We start from the raw sequence: 19789 nt of genomic DNA on the forward strand, positions 1-19789 counted from the left end.
TTTAATTGAAGGATTAAGATATCAAATTAATCTTGAAATTTCAAAAAGAGGTATAGCGTCCAAAAATAAAAGGTGTCAAATCATTAAATTTGACACCTTTTTAACATCTTTTTACAGTTTAATGATCCAATTATGTGAATCTTCTATTTTGCCATATTTGATGTCATCGAGCCTCTTTAGCACACGGTTACTAAAAGCAGTTTCATCTTTTTGTGGCAATTCATAGTCATTTCCACTGATGTGAATTTTAGAAATATGGGCAATCGTTGCTGCAGTTCCTGTTCCAAAGGCTTCTTTCAAAGTATGACTTTTCAAGGCATCTTCAAGTTCAGCAACACGAAGAAATCTTTCCTCAACTTTAACTCCCATTTCTCTAGCCAAAGTCAAAACACTATCTCGAGTAATTCCTTTCAAAATGGTTCCAGTAGTCGTCGGAGCAGTAATCAGTGTGTCATTAATGATGAACATCACATTCATGGTACCACTTTCTTCAATATGTTGATGTGATTTCCCATCTGTCCAAAGCAACTGATCATATCCTTCTTTTTGAGCCAAAAGGGCAGGATACAAAGAGCCTGCATAATTTCCAGCAGCTTTTGCATAACCTGTACCACCTTCTGCGGCTCTGGTATATTTACTTTCTACTTTGACAGAAACAGGCTTGGAATAATAATGACCAACTGGACAAGTAAAGATCATAAATTTATATTTCTCAGATGGTCTGATACCAAGGTAATCATCTGTCGCAAAGATAAATGGTCTGATATACAGTGAGTAGCCAGGTCTATTTGGAATCCACGCACTGTCGATTTTCAAAAGTTGTAAAAGCCCTTCCATGAAAATATTTTCAGGCAGCTCGGGAATACACATTCTTTTGGCAGATTCATTTAATCTTTTTTGATTGGCATCTGCTCTAAACAATAATGTTTCTCCTGCATCATTTTTGTAAGCTTTCATCCCTTCAAAAACTGACTGCCCATAATGTAAAGTTGCATTTGCAGGATTGAGCTGAAGAGGAGCGTAGGGCTCAATTCGGAAATTCCCCCATTCTCCATTTTCATAATCAGCAATAAACATGTGATCGCTTATAGTCTGACCAAATTTCAAATCATCAAAATTAGTTTGTGCCAATTTAGATGATGATGTTTTGGTAATATCGATGGTTAAGGTTGTGTTCATGATTTTTATGATCTTGGTTTCCAAGTAACTTCTTCTACGCCCAATTCGATAGCCATTAGGCGACCTAGGACAAAAAGATAATCCGAAAGTCTATTTAAATATCTTACAATTATTTCATCGACTGGTTCTAATTCCATCAAATCAATGACACAGCGCTCGGTTCTGCGACAAACTGTTCTTGCTAAATGACAAAATGAAACTGATTGATGTCCACCTGGAAGGATGAAATTTTTTAGTGGAGGTAACTTTTCTTCCATTTGGTCAATTTCATTTTCCATCAAAAGCAAATCCTCTTCTTGGATATCAGGCTTTTTGATATTTTCTTTTCCAACTTCTGTCGCTAAAGTAGCTCCAATAGTAAAAAGTCTATCCTGAACTTCCTTCAAAAAACCAATTCTGGAGCTGTTTACCTCCTGATCTCTGAGTAACCCTATAAAAGAATTTAACTCGTCCACTGTTCCGTATGCATCTATCTTAAGGTGACCTTTTGAGACACGCTTACCCCCTAATAAGGAGGTTTTTCCTGTATCACCAGTTTTTGTGTAAATCTTCATTAAAAACCTTAAATAAACTTGATATCGATCAATATAGACCGATTCACAAAAGTAACAATCTATTTGTTAAAAGAGGCTTTTTTACTCGTCTAATTCTACAGCTACGGCTCTGGTAGGGTTGGTATTTATTTCGTCAGATTCTACTAAACCATCTCGAAGTCTGATGACTCTATGTGCATAATGAGCGATATCATCTTCGTGAGTAACCATGATAATGGTATTGCCTTTTTGATGTAATTCATGAAAGAGCTCCATGATACTATATGAGGTTTTGGTGTCCAAATTTCCAGTTGGTTCATCTGCCAAAATTATACTTGGGTCATTAACCAATGCTCTGGCAATAGCCACCCTTTGTCTTTGACCACCAGAAAGTTCATTTGGTTTATGGTGAACTCGATCAGCCAAACCGACATTTTTCAATGCTAAAAAAGCCTTGTCTTCACGATCTGATTTGTTGTAGCCTGCATAGATCAAAGGTAAAGCTACGTTTTCAAGACAAGTCGCTCTTGGTAGGAGATTAAATGTTTGGAATACGAAACCAATTTCTTTATTTCGGATCTCTGCAAGTTCGTTTTCAGACATGTCACTGACATCTTTATCATTCAAAATGTAAGTACCTGCCGAAGGTGTATCTAAGCAACCAATGATATTCATCAAAGTAGATTTACCAGAGCCTGAAGGTCCCATAAATGCCACATATTCACCTTTATTAACTGAAATCGATACAGACTTCAAGGCCCTCACTTCCTCTGCACCCATTCTATAAGTCTTCTGAATATCGTTGGTTTCTATTATTTTTTTCATCATCAATTTTATTAAAGCTTGAATTTAAGTTAAATGCTTAGAAAGGAAAAATTAATTTGATTAACGGTGAAATATTTTAGAGGTTTTCCATCATCAGTTTTTCTAACTCTTCGTTGCTTAGCCATGCAGCCATTTCTTCTACAGCTTTGGTTCCATAGTTCCCTAATCCATTGATCCTACTTTCCTTTACAAAAGCCATCCAAAGAATTGGATCTTTATTAAATTGAATGGCCTCTTGGAGAATTTCATATTTCTTTAAAGAATCCTCTTCTTTTTGAACAGCCTGCATGACGAGTGGAGTCAAGTATGAATTTCTAATTAAAGAGAGATTTGGCTTGATAATTCGACTTACTTTGTCTGACTTTATATCACTTTTTCCTTCAAGCAAGGCGAGAGTTAATTCCTCAAATTCTTCTTTCGTCCAAACAGCATTATCACCGTTTGTTAAGATTTGTTCTAAACTTTCAAAATCATCCTTCTTAAGGCTGTGTGCTTTATGAATCATAACGAAAAATGCCAATTCTGATTTTAACTCAGAGTCAGTTAACTCAGAAAGACTTTTTATGATTTTGCTTGATATGCTCTGATGAAATGTTTTTAGGATTTGATAATATTTTACTTGTTGGTTTTGAATCAAAGCTCCATTTTCATCCCACTCCATCCAACTTGGGAAGTTGACTTGCTGCTTTTCTTTTAGTGCTAGAGCTTCTTCGATTTTTCCACTAAAATATAAAATCGCCAAATGGAAAGGTTTAAACTCTTTGTATCCATCCGCCGCTGCAATTTTGAAATCTATTGCTGCTTTTTCGAAATCCAGCTGACTAGCTAGAATCTCTCCAGCCATCACATGATAGGCTGCAGCATGATTGGGAAAGGAAAAAGTTGATCCTGAGAGATATTTTAAGGTCTCATCAATTTCATTTCCTTGATGCGACCGAATCACTTTTGTTTCCCAATAATTTCGCTCCTCGTATGCAGTCTGATTTTGTTTGACTAGACTATCTATGATTCCCAAATCAATTTCAAAATCTGAAACTGCTTGATTTGTCCATTGATTTCTCAAAAGTGAAGACTTGATAACAAATTGCTCTGGAAGATTTTTAGTATCTAAAGTGAAATCAGCAAAATTCCCAAGTTTATTTGCTAGAGCAAGCTGATTGATTTTTGTGATCTTATCTACTCCCAAATTCATGTTCTCAGGAACAGTTAGGTTATGTTTGATAGAAAGTGCTATTGTATTAGAAATTTTAATTTCCTTAGAAGTTGATATATTTTCCAATGCTGCAATTGCTTGGTCAGGTTTATTTATTTTAGAATAAAGCAAAGCTAGATTATTCAATAATTTTGGATCATTTGGATAATATTCTAAGCCTTTTTCTAGGTAAAAAATCGCCTCTAAGATTTTATCAGATTTATGAAGCATTGAGCTTATCAGCAAAATATTGGGAACATTTGGAGCATAGTCAAAACTCTCTTCCAAATGCCTCAAAGCGCTACTATTTTGATTTTCTTCCAGATAAATATGAGCAACTGTATTTTTTGCCCTGTCATTTTTAAAATATTCCATCCAAGAATTTTCATAAAGAATGCGGGCATTTCTCAAATTCCCAATTTGATAATTATAATCGGCGTACAAATTGGCTGATGCAGCTGTAAGTTGGGTTGCAATTACACCATTGGCGAAGATGATTAAAATGACCACTAGCATGGTGGCGCCGATCCGCATGTGAAAATAGGCGAAATGCTGTGGTTTAAAGATTACTTTCTCCAAAGCTCCGCCTGAATTTAAAATACTTGAAAAGTTTGTTAATAGATATGCGAAAAAAAGCAATGTCAAAGCAATCTGCCCATACAGAAAAGTGTGATTGAAAAACTCAATCAAGGGTTCATTAAAGGTGTAAATGGCTTTTCCCCAAGTCCATGAAGTCATGGCAAAACCGATTAGATAAAAAGATTTTCCTACAAGATGATGATCAAAAATTTGCTCTGTTTGACTGATTTTGTATTCTAATACAAAATATCCAAATATACCAGATACTAAAAATAAAAGAGACGGTGGCAAAGTAGGAAAGGGGAGATTCACTTCTCCCATAATTGATAAAAGAGTGAAAAGAACCAAAAAGAAATACAGAATCGAAAGGATAGTAATGTGCCAACTGATTTTAAGTTTTAGGCCTTGATTAAGTTTTATCAAGAAAATGCTGCTGCTTGACACGACAGCATGCCCAATGTGAAACATAAACAAAACAGCCAAAAAGGCAACTGGAAGTGTGATGTTTTCAGATAAAAATAATTGTGCGCTATTTACTTTAGCAAAGTATAATAAAACTATCAGCGTAAGTATAAAACTGGGTAAAATTACTAAAATCCTTTTTGATAAATCCCAGTGGGTTTTAAAAAAATGAATAAAAACTAAGGGAATTATTGTGCCAACTAATAAAATGATCAAAGGATAATTAGTAGAAAGGCCACTGATATTAAGTCCATTTATTACTGTGAAAGTGAAAAAGAAAATTACTCCCGCAGTGCTCCCAATGAAATACATTTTTTTTAATGTACTCAATAATGTTAATCCAAAACCGAGTAAAGATACAATTAAAGCACCATAGATCAGACTGAATTTACTATCTAAAATAGGGGGGAGGGATTCGAAATTTTGGAACAGAAGAAAATTATTAACTTCAATATTGATCAACTCAGTTCCTAACTTGAAAAATTGAAGAGGAACAGAGATTTCTTCTGCAAATACACCAGGTAAAACAGGCATCGATGCTTCCTGCCAAAAAAATAAACTAAGCAAGAGGAAAAGCCCCCCCAATATTGCTATCAAGCTGGGAAGGCCTTTGAATAAGATTTGTTCTAGTTTTCTCAACGAATTTACCGACATTATTCCATTACCTTTGGAACTCTAAAATAATCAGAATCCCTCTGTGGGGCATTTTTAAGGCCGCTTTCATGAGTAAGGTGTTCACCGACTTTATCTTCTCTTAAGACATTTACTTCTGATGACATGGTCGTAATTGGTTCCACTCCATCCGTGTCTAATTCGTTAAGCTGCTCTACCCAGTCTAGAATTTGAGTCATATCTTGAGTCATTTTTTCAGCACTTTTTTCGTCAAACTCCAGTCGAGCTAGATGAGCGATTTTCTTAAGAGAGTTGATATCAATTTTCATATTTTCTTTAAGCTTTGACTTCTACTTTATTATCTTTAAATAATTGATTTTGAATTGTTTGATGTGCTTTTTCTTTAATGTCTGCGATATCCTTTGTGCCAAGCCCATCTGTCAAAATCTCTTGATGAAATACAATCTTTCCTGATTTGAAGTTTAGGAGTAGTTCTTTTGCATCGGGCAAAATTAAATGATTATAAGATAAAGTTACAGGAATTATAGGGATTTGTTTGTCAACTGCTAAACTAAACGCGCCATCTTTGAAACTATTGAGAATCGGAGGGTTTGTCGAAGTGATTCCTCCTTCGGGGAAGATAACTATACTGCTCCCATTCTCTATTGCGCTCTTTGCCCTTATCAGTACTTCACCACGGCTTCTTGGACTTTCCCTGTTTACAGCGATATGTAATTTGCTAAAATAATAGCCAAATAAAGGGATTTTTCTCAAAGAAGCTTTGCCTACAAAGACTACATCTCCTGGTACGAAGCCCATCATTGCAATATCAATGTATGAAAAATGGTTTGCTACAAAAATATAGGGTTTCCCTTTCTTTACCGTCTTCACACCTTCAATATGAATAGGCTTGAAAATGAGTATAAAGAATAGTTTCGCCCAAAATCTATTGATTTTTCTACCATATTTTTGACATTTTGGAATCCAGATGCATATAAGAAGCAAAGGGAAAAGCAATAGGAAGCTTAAGCAAAACGCAATGAATGCATAGATGGTGTAAATTTTTCTCAAAAGCCTCATTTTATTTGTTTACCATGTGATTCGCAACTTGAACAAAATAACGCATCATGGCTTCTTTTGTATTTTGATCTATTTCGATTTTTTCCATTGCTGCAAACATACAGTTGAGCCAAGCATTTCTCAAATCACCACCAATTTCCCACTGGAAATGTCTTTTCCTTAGCATTGGGTGGCCTCTTTGTTCAGAATATATTTGAGGTCCACCAAAAACCTGTTGTAAAAATAAAAAAAGTCTTTCTTCGGCGGGTTTGAGATCTTCAGGATATAAAGTGAGCAATTCAGCGTTTCCAGCAACACCTTTATAAAAATGGTGTACTAAGGTTTTGATTTTTTCTTCACCTAGAGTTTGATAGATTGTTTGAAACTCGTGCATGACTCAATTTACAAATTGATTTTATAAAAAAAAGACTGTCCATAAGACAGCCTTTTGTATGGATGAATTGATTTTATTATTTCTTGATTACTGAGAAATCAAAATTTTCCAAGAACTTGGTAGTAAATTCACCAGCTTTGAATTTGGGATCATTAAGAAGTGCAATGTGGAATGGTATCGTTGTCTTAATTCCATCAATCACAAATTCCTCAAGTGCTCTTTTCATTCTTACGATTACCTCTTCTCTAGATTGTCCACTTACAATTAGCTTAGCAATCATAGAGTCATAGTTGGGAGGAATGACATACCCTGCATAAACATGGCTATCAATTCTTACACCTCTACCACCTGGAAGATGAAGGTTTACGATTTTGCCAGGACTTGGTCTAAATCCATTCGCAGGATCCTCTGCATTGATTCTACATTCCATTGCATAAAGTTTTGGATAGTAGTTTTTGCCAGATATTTTTTCTCCTGCTGCTACTTTGATTTGCTCTTTGATCAAGTCAAAGTCAGTAACTTCTTCTGTAATCGGATGCTCTACTTGAATACGTGTATTCATTTCCATGAAGTAGAAATTTCGGTTTTTATCAACCAAAAATTCAATCGTCCCAGCTCCTTCATAGCCAATGGCTTCTGCTCCTTTGATCGCAGCTTTACCCATTGCATCTCTAAGTTCGTCTGTTATAAATGGCGAAGGGGTTTCCTCCACCAATTTTTGATGTCTTCTTTGGATAGAGCAATCTCTTTCGGATAAGTGACAAGCTTTTCCATTGCTATCACCGATCACTTGGATTTCGATATGTCGAGGTTCTTCTACAAACTTTTCTAAATAAAGTCCGTCATTTCCAAATGCGGCACCAGATTCTTGTCTTGCATCATCCCAAGCTTTTTTGAATTCACTTTCTTGCTTGACTATTCTCATGCCACGTCCACCGCCACCGGCTGTTGCTTTTAGAATAACAGGATAGCCCATTTCGGTAGCAATTTTGACACCTTGTTCGATCGACTCTAAAAGACCTTCAGAACCTGGTATGGTAGGAACTCCAGCTTCTTTCATAGTTGCCTTAGCTGTAGCTTTATCACCCATTCTATTGATCATATCAGGGCTAGCACCAATGAATTTTATTTTGTATTCTTCACAAATTCTGGAGAATTCGGCATTTTCTGAAAGAAAACCATATCCTGGATGTATAGCATCTGCATTAGTGATTTCTGCGGCGGCTATTATTCTTGGAATATTTAGGTAAGATTCTCTACTTGGTGCCGGTCCAATACACACCGCTTCATCTGCGAATCTTACATGTAGGCTATCTTTGTCTGCGGTAGAATATACCGCCACAGTTTTGATCCCCATTTCTTTGCAAGTACGGATGATTCTAAGTGCAATTTCCCCTCTGTTGGCTATTAAGATTTTTTTAAACACAATATTTGAGTTTTGTGAAACAATAAGATTATCCAGCTGGATCTACTAAAAATAAGGGTTGATCGTACTCTACTGGTGTAGCATTGTCAACCAATATTTTCACGATCTTTCCTGAAATTTCAGACTCTATCTCATTGAAAAGCTTCATAGCTTCTATAATACATATAGTTTGACCTGCCTTGACATCATCTCCTACATTTACAAAGTTGTCTGAATCTGGATTTGGAGTTCTGTAAAATGTACCAATCATTGGAGACTTGATTTCCAAATATTTTGATGTATCATCTTTAGCTACTGCTGGTGCAGGCGCTGCTGGGGTTGATACAGGTGCAGGCGCAGCTGCAGGTAGAGGAGTTGGGGCTGCTGGAGCTGAAGAAACCATCTTTACCTCACTATTTTTTTTGATAGAAAGTTCAAATTCTTCCGTCTTGATTTTGACTTCAGCAAGGCCTGAGTTGGAAATAAAATCTATTAAATCTTGAATTTCTTTTGCTTTCATAAGTTATTTAGTTTGCGAAATACCAAAACAATTGGCTTTCTTTTTATTGGGTTAAAAACAATACAGCAATGTAATTTAGCTAAATCACACTGCTAAATGAAATTATTTTACTCTTTCTGAGTAGGAGCCATCTCTTGTATCCACTTTGATCATGATATCCTGCTCTACAAATAAAGGAACCATAACAGTGGCACCTGTCTCTACAGTAGCAGGTTTCAAGGCATTGGTAGCTGTATCACCTTTGATTCCAGGTTCTGTGTAGGTGATCATTAATTCTACGAAAGGAGGAAGTTCCACAGTAAGTGGAGTTTCTGTTTCTGCATGAATTAGCACATCAACAATTTGACCTTCTTTCATCAAGTTTGCTCTTTCAATTAATTTTTCATCGATACGGATTTGTTCAAAAGTATCATTGTCCATAAAATGAAGTCCCATATCATCTGAATAAAGGTACTGATGAGGTCTTTTTTCTACTCTAGCGGTAGTTACTTTTTCACCAGCATTGAAAGTCTTATCCAAAACTTTTCCATTGGTCAAGCTTTTCATTTTGGTTCTGACAAATGCAGCACCTTTTCCTGGTTTGACATGCTGAAAATCGGTAATGGTAAAGATGTCGTTATTGAATTCAAGACACAATCCATTTTTAAAATCTGCGGTACTTGCCATTATTGATTAACTTATTGGTTTCTAGTATTATTTTGGGTCATATCCCCACTTGAGGTAAATCGAACCCCATGTGAATCCTCCTCCAAATGCAGCTAAGATGATGTTATCTCCTTTCTTGAGTTGAGATTCATAATCCCAAAGACATAAAGGCAACGTTCCAGCTGTGGTATTTCCATATTTTTCAATATTCATCATCACTTTATCTGGACCTACACCCATTCTATTTGCAGTAGCATCTATGATTCTTTTATTTGCTTGATGTGGTACTAGCCAAGAAACGTCCTCCGAAGTTAAACCATTTCTTTCCATAATTTGTGCACTTACCTCTGCCATATTGGTTACTGCAAATTTAAAAACTGTAGCACCTTCTTGAAAAGCAAAATGCTCTCTTGCATTTACAGTTTCTAGGGAGGCTGGCTTTCTACTTCCTCCAGCTTTCATGTGAAGATAGGGGGCACCTGACCCATCAGCATGTAGTAAGCTGTCCATGATGCCAACTTCTTCTGTGGTAGGTTCTAGCAATACTGCACCACCACCATCTCCAAAAATAATACAGGTAGCTCTATCAGTGTAGTCGATTATCGAAGACATTTTATCGGCACCTACGACAATCACTTTTTTGTGCATGCCTGTTTCTATAAATTGACTACCCATTGTCAATGCGTATAGGAAGCCTGAACAAGCCGCTGAAATATCAAAACTAAAACTATTTTTTGCACCGACATTGTCTGCTATGATATTGGCAGTTGCAGGGAATGGCATGTCGGGGGTCACAGTAGCGCAAATGATTAAATCTATATCCTCCGGATTCGTGTTTGTCTTTTTTAACAATCCTTTGACTGCTTCTGTGCCAATGACGGAAGTTCCTTGATTTTCACCTTTAAGAATCCTTCTTTCTTTGATTCCCGTTCGGCTGACAATCCACTCGTCGTTGGTGTCAACCATGGTTTCTAATTCTTGATTGGTTAGGATATATTCAGGTACCCAACCATGAACTCCTGAGATTACTGCTCTTGTTTTTTTCATTAAGTGTTTTGTTTAGACAGCTAATCGATTTTTTGATTGAATCAAAATGCTGACTTTTAGGAATTTGAACTGAATTTTGAGTGATTCCATTTCATTCCCATTTAGATTAAGGCATCAAAAATATTTAAAATGTGCTGTACCACCAAAGTTTTTTGATTTTAGAATTTGATCTTAAGATATTATTTCTCTTTAAATCAATTGATTACTACCTCTAAAAAATGAAAAAATCCATTCCGACTAATCGGAATGGATTTAATATAAAAGGCCTTTTTTTATTTCTTTTAATTAAGCGAGAACTTCCTTCTCCATGATTACTTGTCCTTTGTAGTACAATTTACCATCTAGCCAAAAAGCTCTGTGTGGTAAATGAAATTCACCAGTGGTAGGACATTTTGCCATTGCAGGAGCAGTTAACTTATAATGAGTTCTTCTCTTGTCTCTTCTGGTTTTCGAAATTTTTCGTTTAGGATGCGCCATCTCTATGTAATTTTAGATTAATCTTATTTCTTTAATTTTTTTAATATTTCCCATCTGGGATCAGTTTTTTGGTCTGATTCAAGTGAATTATCTTTCTCCTCTGAAAGACCGTCTTCAAATTCCTCTTCCGAAATATATACCAACTCACCTTCTCCTTCAAAATCTTCATCATCCATTTCTTCTAAATAATCTGGATGAATTCTCTTGGCGGGAATAGCAAGCAAGATAAATTCATATATCAATTGTGCTACATTGATGTTTGGCGTGTCCCTAGTAATCATAAATACGTCTTCAGTGACTTCCATCTCTTCTAAACCGTATTTGTAAATTACTTTTTCACTTGTGAAAAGGGGAAAATTAAAATTTTCCAAACTTCTATCACAAGTCAAAGTGACTTCTCCATCAATCTCAAATGTAGCTTCTATTAAGGAAGTTAGCTTATTGAGGTGTATAGTCGCTTGGAGCTTTCCTCCATGCAAGAATTCCTCTGCTTCGAAATTTTCGAAAAACTCTCTGTCAACCGGAAAAGTAAATTCATGTTTACCTTCCTTGAGTTTGATGACGTCGATATTATAGTTCCTCAAGAATTTCATTTGACCTCCCCTTATTTCAAGACCGCAAATTTAGACATTCCAATTAGAAAAATAAAATTTGGTGAGTAATTATTTTAAAGCAATTTTGATTTGTCTTCTTAACAACTCTAAATCAAGTTCTTTGCATCTATAATATGTTGTTAAATCAGATTAAAATTCAATCTTCTTCTTCCTCCCAATGATCTTTATTCTTGATTATATCATGAGCTTGGAGAATAGCTGCCCGCATAGAGCCTTCATCAGCGATGTTTTTGCCAGCTATATTATAGGCTGTGCCATGATCTGGTGAAGTTCTGACAATTGGAAGACCCGCTGTAAAATTTACGCCAGTTTCAAAAGCCAAAGACTTAAATGGAATTAAACCTTGATCGTGATACATGGCCAAAACACCATCAAATTTCTTTTGATGTAGCATTCCAAAAAACCCATCAGCAGGATACGGGCCAAACACAAGATGTCCTTTTTCTTTGAACTCTTTGATTACAGGCTGAATGATATTTATTTCCTCATCACCAAGCAACCCATCCTCACCTGCATGAGGGTTGAGACCTAAAACGGCTATTCTTGGTTTGTTGATTCCGAAGTCATCCTTTAATGAGTTGAGCATCAAATTTAATTTTGCTCTTATGCTTTCTGAATTTACTTTTGTAGCGACATCTTTCAATGGAATATGTCCTGTGACCACACCAACACGTATATCATCTGCTACTAGAAACATCAAACTATCTTTCACACCAAAAGCAGAAGTTAGATATTCGGTGTGACCAACAAACTTCAAGTCATCAGAATTGATATTGTTTTTATTCAATGGAGCAGTTACCAAAGCTTCAATCTTTCCGTCTTTCAAATCTTGTATTGCATGATTCAATGCAGCAATAGCAAGTTTTCCAGCCTCGTGGGTTTCCACTCCAGGAAGAATTTCAGGACTTTCATCTATTACATTTATCAGGTTGATTTTTTTATGATGTACTTCATCAATAGATTTGATCTGCATGAAATTGAAGTCTTCCATCTCCAATTGCTTTCTGTAAAAAGTGATGGCCTTGCCATGGGCGTATATCACAGGAGTGATCAATTTCTGAATTCTATTGTCAAGAAGTGCTTTCATAGTCACTTCGGCTCCGATTCCGTTGATATCTCCAATACTGATTCCTATGACTGGCTTATTTTTTCGTTGATTCATCAATTCGAGGCTAAACTTATTTATTAATTCCTACATTCAACAATTGATCCAAAGGCTTTGCTTTCAAATAAGTTTAGACCTTTGTGATTATTGTCTTATTTTTGACCTGCAATTTAATTAAAAATATTAGAGTTAGCGCATGGAAAAAGTCAAACCTAAAAAACACCTTGGACAGCATTTTCTCACTGACTTGAGTATCGCAGAGCGTATTGCCAAGGCGGTAACAGGACATGGAGGAGTAAAAAAAGTACTTGAGATAGGTCCTGGCATGGGGGTTTTGACTGATTTTCTTTTGGCTCAAGATTGGGACCTTTATTTGGTTGATATAGATAAGGAATCAATTACCTATTTGAATCACAAGTATCCGCAATTAGAAGATAAAATAATCGATGGAGATTATCTAAAGGAAAATTTCGAACCTATCATGAATGGGCCTTATGCAGTGGCGGGTAATTTTCCTTACAATATCTCTTCTCAGATATTTTTCAAAATATTGGAGGTCAGGAATCAAGTGACAGAAGTAGTTTGCATGTTGCAAAAGGAAGTGGCAGAGAGAATAGCTTCACCCAAAGGCAATAAGAACTATGGGATTTTGTCTGTTTTGCTACAGGCTTTCTATGACATAGAATACCTCTTTACAGTGCCTCCTGGAGTCTTTAATCCGCCACCAAAAGTGAATTCTGGAGTGATTAGATTGACAAGGAATAGTACCGATAAATTAGCATGTGATGAAAAACTCTTTTTCAGGGTTGTGAAACAGGGGTTTAGTACAAGAAGAAAAACCCTTAGAAATGCAATAAAAAGCATGGGGATTTCTGAGGAACTCAAATCAGATCCAATATTGGATTTAAGAGCAGAGCAACTTGATGTCGATGATTTTGTCACATTAACCAATAAAATTCAGAGATCTTGGAATCAATAAAAATATTTGAGTTATCTAAAGAGTACTTAGAAAGTCTCCGAGATGCCATCGAGTCTCAAGATAATAATTTTATCAAAGAGTCATTAGATGGAGCTAATGAAGCTGATGTAGCTTTGCTTCTCGACGAACTGAATATGGAGGAAGCGCTCTATGTTTTGCGTTTGTTAGATTCCGAAGTGGCAGCTGACATTTTAATTGAGCTTGATGAAGATTCCTTACTCAAGGTGGTGAGGGAAATGGAGGCTTCCGAACTCGCTTTATATATTGATCAGATGGATTCGGATGATGGGGTTGATATTTTAAATCTCTTTTCGGTAAGAGAAAGGGAAGATATCATTAGTTACCTTCAAGAAAAAGAAAAGTCTGCTCATATCTTGGATCTTCTTCGCTATGATGAAGATAGCGCTGGTGGATTGATGGCCAAAGAGTTTATCAAAGCCAACCAAAACTGGAATGTTATTCAGACTATTGAAGAGATCAGAAGACAAGCTGAGAAAGTTGAAAAAATTTATTCTATTTATGTAGTTGATAACAAACAGCATTTGTTGGGTAGGGTATCTTTGAAGAAGATAATCCTAGCTTCCTCTGATACAAAAATTGCCGATATCTATGACCCTGAATTAATTTCTGTTCCTACGCATATGGATGAGGAGGAAGTGGCAGAAATTATGCGGAAATATGATTTAGAATCTATTCCTGTCGTGAATGCTAAAAACAAGCTTGTTGGAAGGATTACTGTTGATGATATTTTAGATGTGATTCGTGAACAATCAGATGAGGATATTCAAGCAATGACAGGGATTTCATCGGATGTAGAGGAGTCAGATAGTATTTTTAAAATCTCAAAAGCAAGATTGCCGTGGTTGCTTATCGGAGTCATTGGAGGTTTGTTGGGTTCTCAGATTATAGATATTTTTGAAGAAGGGTTACAAAAATATGTGACATTAGCGGCTTTTATTCCTCTCGTGGCTGCCACAGGAGGCAACGTTGGGATTCAATCTTCATCTTTGGTCGTACAGACTTTGGCCTCAAAATCAGTTTTTGATGATACACCTTGGCAAAGGTTTATTAAGGGTTTTTTGATAGCCTTACTGAACGGGCTTGTCTTGGGCTTTTTTGTGTTTTTGGTTGTCGTTTTTATCATGGGGAATGAAAAAATATTCGGTCTCACGATTGGTTTTTCTATGTTTTGTGTTGTATTGATGGCCTCATTTATGGGGACAGTGACTCCATTGATTCTTGATAAGTTTGGAATAAATCCTGCAATTGCATCAGGTCCATTTATTACTACTGCCAATGATCTTTTTGGACTTGCTATATATTTTGGAATTGCGATGTGGCTCTTGAATCTGTGATTTTAGAGCCACTTTTTTATTTTACTTTTGAAGGATCAAGATCATACTTAAAATTCCTTACGAGTTTTAATTATAAGCAGCTCCTTTAAACATGAAATTTCTTATAACTAATTACGATCTATTCCAGTATTTTTTTTAGCTTAAGGATCTATTTAAAACCCTAAAAACTATGAAGAGAATATTCGCTTTACTATTTGTATTGGCTTTGATCAATCAAGTAACTTTTGCACAAAAAACATTCATCCATGCTGGAAAAATGGTGGATGTAAAATCAAATAAAACGCTTTCTGAAATGACTATAATCATTGAAGATAATATCATTTTGGATGTGCAAAAGGGATACACTGTTGCAGGAGCATCCGATAAAGTAATTGATTTAAAATCTAAGACAGTAATGCCAGGTCTAATGGATATGCATGTACATCTAGAAAATGAAACTAGCCCACGTAGATACTTGGATAGATTTGTAGAAAATGAAGCGGATGTAGCATTCAATTCCACTATTTTCGCTAAGACGACCTTGATGGCAGGATTTACTACAGTAAGAGATCTAGGTGGTACAGGAGTAAATATTTCTTTAAGAAATGCGATCAATGCTGGAAAGGTAGATGGACCTAGAGTTATTACATCTGGAAAGTCTATCGCTCCAACAGGTGGACATGCTGATCCAACTAATGGAATGAAAAGGGAATTGATGGGTGACCCAGGACCAGATCAAGGAGTTATCAATGGAGTCGCTGATGCCAGAAAGGCCGTTCGACAACAAGTGAAAAATGGTTCAGATGTAATCAAAATCACAGCAACAGGAGGGGTTCTCAGTGTAGCGAGAGATGGGAATGCACCGCAATTTCAGCAGGATGAAATCAATGCTGTGATAGAAACTGCTACTGACTTTGGAATTCATGTGGCTGCACATGCGCATGGAGATGAAGGAATGAAGCGTGCTGTCATTGGCGGCATTCATTCCATAGAACATGGAACTTATATGTCTGAAGAAACAATGGATATGATGATCAAAGCGGGTACTTGGTATGTTCCAACAATCACCGCAGGGAAATCGGTAGCAGAATATGCTAGGATTCCAGGATATTACCCAGCAGCAGTAAAAACCAAAGCTGAGACAATTGGGCCATTGATTCAAAGCACATTTGGTAAAGCTTATAAAAGAGGAGTGAAGATCGCTTTTGGTACTGATGCGGGCGTTTTTCCCCATGGAGAAAACTACAGGGAGTTTGTTTACATGACTGAAATGGGAATGCCAAACTTGGAAGCAATTCAATCAGCTACTTTGAGAGCGGCCGAGTTACTAGGAATGGAAGATAAAATTGGAATCATAGAAAAAGGAATGCTTGCCGATATCATTGCTGTAGATGGTGACCCAGAAAAAGATATCAAGGTGATGAAGGAAGTTGTTTTTGTTATGAAAGACGGGAAAGTTTATAAAATGGAATAGTGGAATAAAATTTCTCAGTTAAAAGATTTGAATTATAGATGCTCTATTTTGAAATAGGTAGGGACTTCATTTTGTATGAATTCCTTACCCATTCATTTAAAATAAATAATTCATATTTCGTCATACTCCATAAAAAAAATTGCATTAAAAAGAAATACAGGTGTTTTTCTGTCCTTAATTTTTAAATAACATCAATGAAACGTCTTTTATGTTTGCCATTTATTCTACTCCTAGGTTTTTACGAGCCATTATCTGCACAATCATCACCGAGTATCTTAATTGCTTACCATTCAGAAACAGGTAAAACTCAAGCTATGGCTGATGCTGTGGCAAAAGGTATTGATGCTATTAAGGGAGTAGATTATATGCTAAAGCCAATCAACGAAGTCACTGAAAGTGATTTGCTATTTGCTTCGGCAATAATTTTAGGTTCACCAGTTTACAATGCAAATATGTCTCCTGAAGTGCAAGCTTTTATCAATTCATGGCCTTTTGAAGGCAGGCCTTTGAAAGATAAAATTGGAGCTGTCTTTGTGACAGGTGGAGGTTTTTCCATAGGAGAAGAAGAAGTGATGTTCAGTATGATCCGAGCCATGATGATTCATGGGATGATTATCGTTGGCGGAGATGAATTGGAAGCAGCTTTTGGTGCTTCTGCCATTACAGGTGAGGGGGATTTTGCTGGAAAGCAAGTACAAGAAATTTTTCTTAAAAAAGCCGAAGGTTTGGGTAAAAGAGTCGGAGAATTACTTGTTAAATAAGTTTTCTAGAGTTGAATAATAGTAAAGTTTAAATCGAAGTACTTTTCATATCTTTACTCCCTTAATCACTAGCACTATGAAAAAAATAATTCAAAACCTCTTAATCTTAAGTGTAGGAATGAATATATCGTGTTCGCAAGAAAAAAAAGAATTCCAATATCCAGATGTTCAGCCTCCAGTGGCAAATGTCAAACCTTTTGAAATCACAGCCAAACATGGTCATGTCAGAGTCGATAATTATTACTGGCTCAATGACCGTGACAACCAAGAAGTGATAGATTATCTTAATGCTGAAAATGCATACTTGGATACCATGCTATCTCATACAAAGGATTTTCAAGATAAACTTTTCAAAGAAATCAGAAGCAGAATCAAAGAAGATGATTCTTCTGTCCCATACAAACTGGATGATTATTTTTACTACTCACGTTTCGTAGAAGGTGGTGAATATCCAATATACGCTCGCAAAAAGGGATCTCTTAATGCTGATGAAGAAATTATTATGGATGGAAATGAATTGGGCAAAGGGAAATCTTTTCTCAATTTTTTCACATCTGTCAGTGAAGACCATAACCTCGCTGCTATAATCATGGATACGCAAGGGAGAAATTTTTATACAGTAATGATAAAAGACCTGACAACAGGTGAAATGCTTCCAGATAAAATTGAGAATATTAGAAGTTCGGCTGTTTGGTCAAATGACAATAAATCTTTTTACTATTCCATTCCTGATCCTATTACATTAAGGAATTTTCAAGTAAAAAGACATATCCTCGGCCAAGACTCAAGTCTAGATGAAGTGATTTTTGAAGAAACTGATCAAACCCTCAGTTGTGGTGTGGGCAAAACCAAATCCAAGGAATATATTATCATTGGCTCTGGAAGAACTGATGCTTCTTATGCCATGTATTTTCCAGTGGATAATCCTGTAAAGCCAATTGTAATCGCACCTCTTCAAGATAATGTTCAATATAATGTTGATCATGCTGGTGGAGAGAGTTTTATGATTTACACGAACCAAGATGCTGTCAATTATAGATTAGTCGATGCGCCAATTTCTAATCCTTCAACTTCGAATTGGAAGGATATCATTCCAAATCGTACTGATATTTTCTTAGAAGGAGTTGATTATTTTAAAGATTATATGGCTGTTCAAGAAACTAAAGAAGGACTTGCCAAAATTAGAATCATTAGATATGAAGATCAATCCTCTCATGAATTAGAGTTTGGAGAGCCTGCTTATACTGCTAGTTTAGGAAATAACCCTGCATTTGAAACCGATGTAGTTCGATATTCATACACATCTATGACTACTCCGAATTCAGTGTACGATTATAATATGGAGACTAGAGATAAGATATTAATGAAGGAACAAGCGGTTTTGGGAGATTTTGAAAAAGAAAATTACCAAACTGAACGAATCATGGTGACTGCGAGAGATGGTAAAAAAGTACCCATGTCTATCGTTTACAGAAAAGTTAAATTCAAGAAGGATGGAACTATGCCAGGTTGGATTTATGCTTATGGTTCATATGGTTATTCTATGGAAGCAACTTTCAGCTCCGCAAGGTTGAGTTTGTTAGATAGGGGAATGGTCTATGCAATTGCCCATATTCGTGGAGGCCAAGAAATGGGTGGTGACTGGTACGAGGATGGCAAGATGATGAATAAGAAAAACTCTTTTTATGACTTCATTGATTGCTCAAAATGGCTTCAAGACAATGGATATGTAGCTAAAGATAAGCTTTTTGCATCAGGTGGAAGTGCTGGAGGACTGCTAATGGGAGGAATTTTAAATATGGCACCTGAAGTTTACAGGGGAGTGGTGGCAGATGTTGCTTTTGTAGATGTAGTGACTACCATGATGGATGAAACCATTCCACTTACAACTTTCAAATGGCTTGAATGGGGCAACCCAAATATTCAAGAGCAATATGAATATATGCTATCATATTCACCTTATGATAATGTGGAAGCAAAAGATTACCCTCATATTCTCGCAACAACAGGTCTTCATGATTCACAAGTTCAATACTGGGAGCCAGCCAAATGGGTTGCCAAGCTCAGAACTTTAAAGACTGATAAGAATAACCTATTCCTCTATACCAATATGGATGCTGGGCACGGTGGTGCCAGTGGTAGATTCGAACGTCTGAAAGAAGTCGCTCGAGAATATGCATTTGCCTTTGATATTTTAGGAATTAGAGAATGATTTTGTTCTAACAAAATATTTAATAAGGCTCGACCAAGTAACTTGGTCGAGCCTTATTCTTTAATAGCAAGGCAATAAACAAGTAGTTGCTTATAACTTTTTTTATCTAATTAATTTTCAGTATCAAGAGGTTGTTTTACAATGATTGTTGGCAATTTCCAGTTAGCAAATGTTTAATGGAACCCTTACGGAAATACAAAATCTTGTTTTATTACAATATAAATTAAAATAATTCAATGAAAATAATTCTAAAATACCCTGTTATGGGTATTTTTTTAAATAAATTTATTCCTACATTTGTTGAGGGTGATTAAGCAATTTTTCTTTGGCATTAGCCAAACAAGAAAACTTGAAAGGGCTATATTTTTTAGCCCTTTATTT

Annotated in this window: 19 protein-coding genes; 5 read left to right on the forward strand and 14 right to left on the reverse strand. The window is 36.1% G+C overall.

All coding sequences use genetic code 11. The features are described 5' to 3' along the window. Positions 1-111: 111 nt before the first annotated feature. From BELBA_RS11875 to pdxA, 14 genes are all read right to left on the reverse strand, one after another. Positions 112-1179 carry a branched-chain amino acid aminotransferase gene (locus tag BELBA_RS11875; protein WP_014772939.1) on the reverse strand — a complete coding sequence of 356 codons (1068 nt, stop codon included), beginning with the start codon at positions 1177-1179 and terminating at the stop codon, positions 112-114. A gap of 5 nt (positions 1180-1184) precedes the next feature. Beyond that, positions 1185-1733, reverse strand: coding sequence for a cob(I)yrinic acid a,c-diamide adenosyltransferase (locus BELBA_RS11880; RefSeq protein ID WP_014772940.1), 549 nt, complete (start codon positions 1731-1733; stop codon positions 1185-1187). Between the two features lie 81 nt (positions 1734-1814). Then, entirely contained in the window at positions 1815-2537 is a 723-nt protein-coding gene (locus tag BELBA_RS11885) for an ABC transporter ATP-binding protein (RefSeq protein ID WP_041779646.1), read from the reverse strand. A gap of 76 nt (positions 2538-2613) precedes the next feature. Continuing rightward, positions 2614-5367, reverse strand: a complete 2754-nt coding sequence (locus BELBA_RS11890) for a tetratricopeptide repeat protein (protein ID WP_245531059.1) — start codon at positions 5365-5367, stop codon at positions 2614-2616. 56 nt (positions 5368-5423) lie between these two features. After that, complete coding sequence (gene gatC / locus BELBA_RS11895; protein ID WP_014772943.1) at positions 5424-5711, reverse strand: Asp-tRNA(Asn)/Glu-tRNA(Gln) amidotransferase subunit GatC; 288 nt, start codon at positions 5709-5711, stop codon at positions 5424-5426. A 7-nt stretch (positions 5712-5718) separates the two neighbouring features. Next, positions 5719-6462: a lysophospholipid acyltransferase family protein gene (locus BELBA_RS11900; RefSeq protein ID WP_014772944.1), complete on the reverse strand. Its 744-nt coding sequence runs from the start codon at positions 6460-6462 to the stop codon at positions 5719-5721. A 1-nt stretch (position 6463) separates the two neighbouring features. After that, positions 6464-6835, reverse strand: coding sequence for a globin domain-containing protein (locus BELBA_RS11905; RefSeq protein WP_014772945.1), 372 nt, complete (start codon positions 6833-6835; stop codon positions 6464-6466). Between the two features lie 76 nt (positions 6836-6911). Then, positions 6912-8261, reverse strand: a complete 1350-nt coding sequence (gene accC, locus BELBA_RS11910; RefSeq protein ID WP_014772946.1) for an acetyl-CoA carboxylase biotin carboxylase subunit — start codon at positions 8259-8261, stop codon at positions 6912-6914. Between the two features lie 28 nt (positions 8262-8289). Continuing rightward, positions 8290-8760 (reverse strand): acetyl-CoA carboxylase biotin carboxyl carrier protein, encoded by a 471-nt coding sequence (gene accB / locus BELBA_RS11915; RefSeq protein ID WP_014772947.1) that lies wholly within the window; start codon positions 8758-8760, stop codon positions 8290-8292. Positions 8761-8862: 102 nt separating this feature from the next. Next, positions 8863-9426, reverse strand: a complete 564-nt coding sequence (gene efp, locus BELBA_RS11920) for an elongation factor P (RefSeq protein WP_014772948.1) — start codon at positions 9424-9426, stop codon at positions 8863-8865. A gap of 27 nt (positions 9427-9453) precedes the next feature. Next, complete coding sequence (locus BELBA_RS11925; protein ID WP_014772949.1) at positions 9454-10452, reverse strand: beta-ketoacyl-ACP synthase III; 999 nt, start codon at positions 10450-10452, stop codon at positions 9454-9456. Positions 10453-10737: 285 nt separating this feature from the next. Then, a complete protein-coding gene (gene rpmF, locus BELBA_RS11930) occupies positions 10738-10929 on the reverse strand; it encodes a 50S ribosomal protein L32 (RefSeq protein ID WP_014772950.1) in 192 nt (63 codons plus the stop codon). 23 nt (positions 10930-10952) lie between these two features. Beyond that, on the reverse strand, positions 10953-11522 hold the full coding sequence (locus BELBA_RS11935) for a YceD family protein (protein WP_014772951.1): 570 nt from the start codon (positions 11520-11522) through the stop codon (positions 10953-10955). A gap of 157 nt (positions 11523-11679) precedes the next feature. Beyond that, positions 11680-12705 (reverse strand): 4-hydroxythreonine-4-phosphate dehydrogenase PdxA, encoded by a 1026-nt coding sequence (gene pdxA / locus BELBA_RS11940; protein ID WP_014772952.1) that lies wholly within the window; start codon positions 12703-12705, stop codon positions 11680-11682. Between the two features lie 139 nt (positions 12706-12844). On the opposite strand from pdxA, the gene rsmA reads away from it, so the two are divergent. The 5 genes from rsmA (at position 12845) to BELBA_RS11965 (ending at position 19408) form a co-directional block, all read left to right on the forward strand. Beyond that, the gene (gene rsmA / locus BELBA_RS11945; RefSeq protein WP_014772953.1) at positions 12845-13627 is read left to right on the forward strand and encodes a 16S rRNA (adenine(1518)-N(6)/adenine(1519)-N(6))-dimethyltransferase RsmA; all 783 of its coding nucleotides are present in this window, start codon (positions 12845-12847) and stop codon (positions 13625-13627) included. Then, positions 13615-14982, forward strand: a complete 1368-nt coding sequence (mgtE, locus tag BELBA_RS11950; protein WP_014772954.1) for a magnesium transporter — start codon at positions 13615-13617, stop codon at positions 14980-14982. The genes rsmA and mgtE overlap by 13 nt, the downstream gene beginning before the upstream one ends. Positions 14983-15151: 169 nt before the next feature. Further along, positions 15152-16435, forward strand: a complete 1284-nt coding sequence (locus BELBA_RS11955) for a metal-dependent hydrolase family protein (protein WP_014772955.1) — start codon at positions 15152-15154, stop codon at positions 16433-16435. Between the two features lie 194 nt (positions 16436-16629). After that, positions 16630-17196: a flavodoxin family protein gene (locus BELBA_RS11960; protein ID WP_014772956.1), complete on the forward strand. Its 567-nt coding sequence runs from the start codon at positions 16630-16632 to the stop codon at positions 17194-17196. A gap of 76 nt (positions 17197-17272) precedes the next feature. Beyond that, complete coding sequence (locus tag BELBA_RS11965; RefSeq protein ID WP_014772957.1) at positions 17273-19408, forward strand: S9 family peptidase; 2136 nt, start codon at positions 17273-17275, stop codon at positions 19406-19408. Positions 19409-19789: the final 381 nt, after the last annotated feature.

This window comes from Belliella baltica DSM 15883 (genome assembly GCF_000265405.1).
Taxonomy (GTDB): Bacteria; Bacteroidota; Bacteroidia; order Cytophagales; family Cyclobacteriaceae; genus Belliella; species Belliella baltica.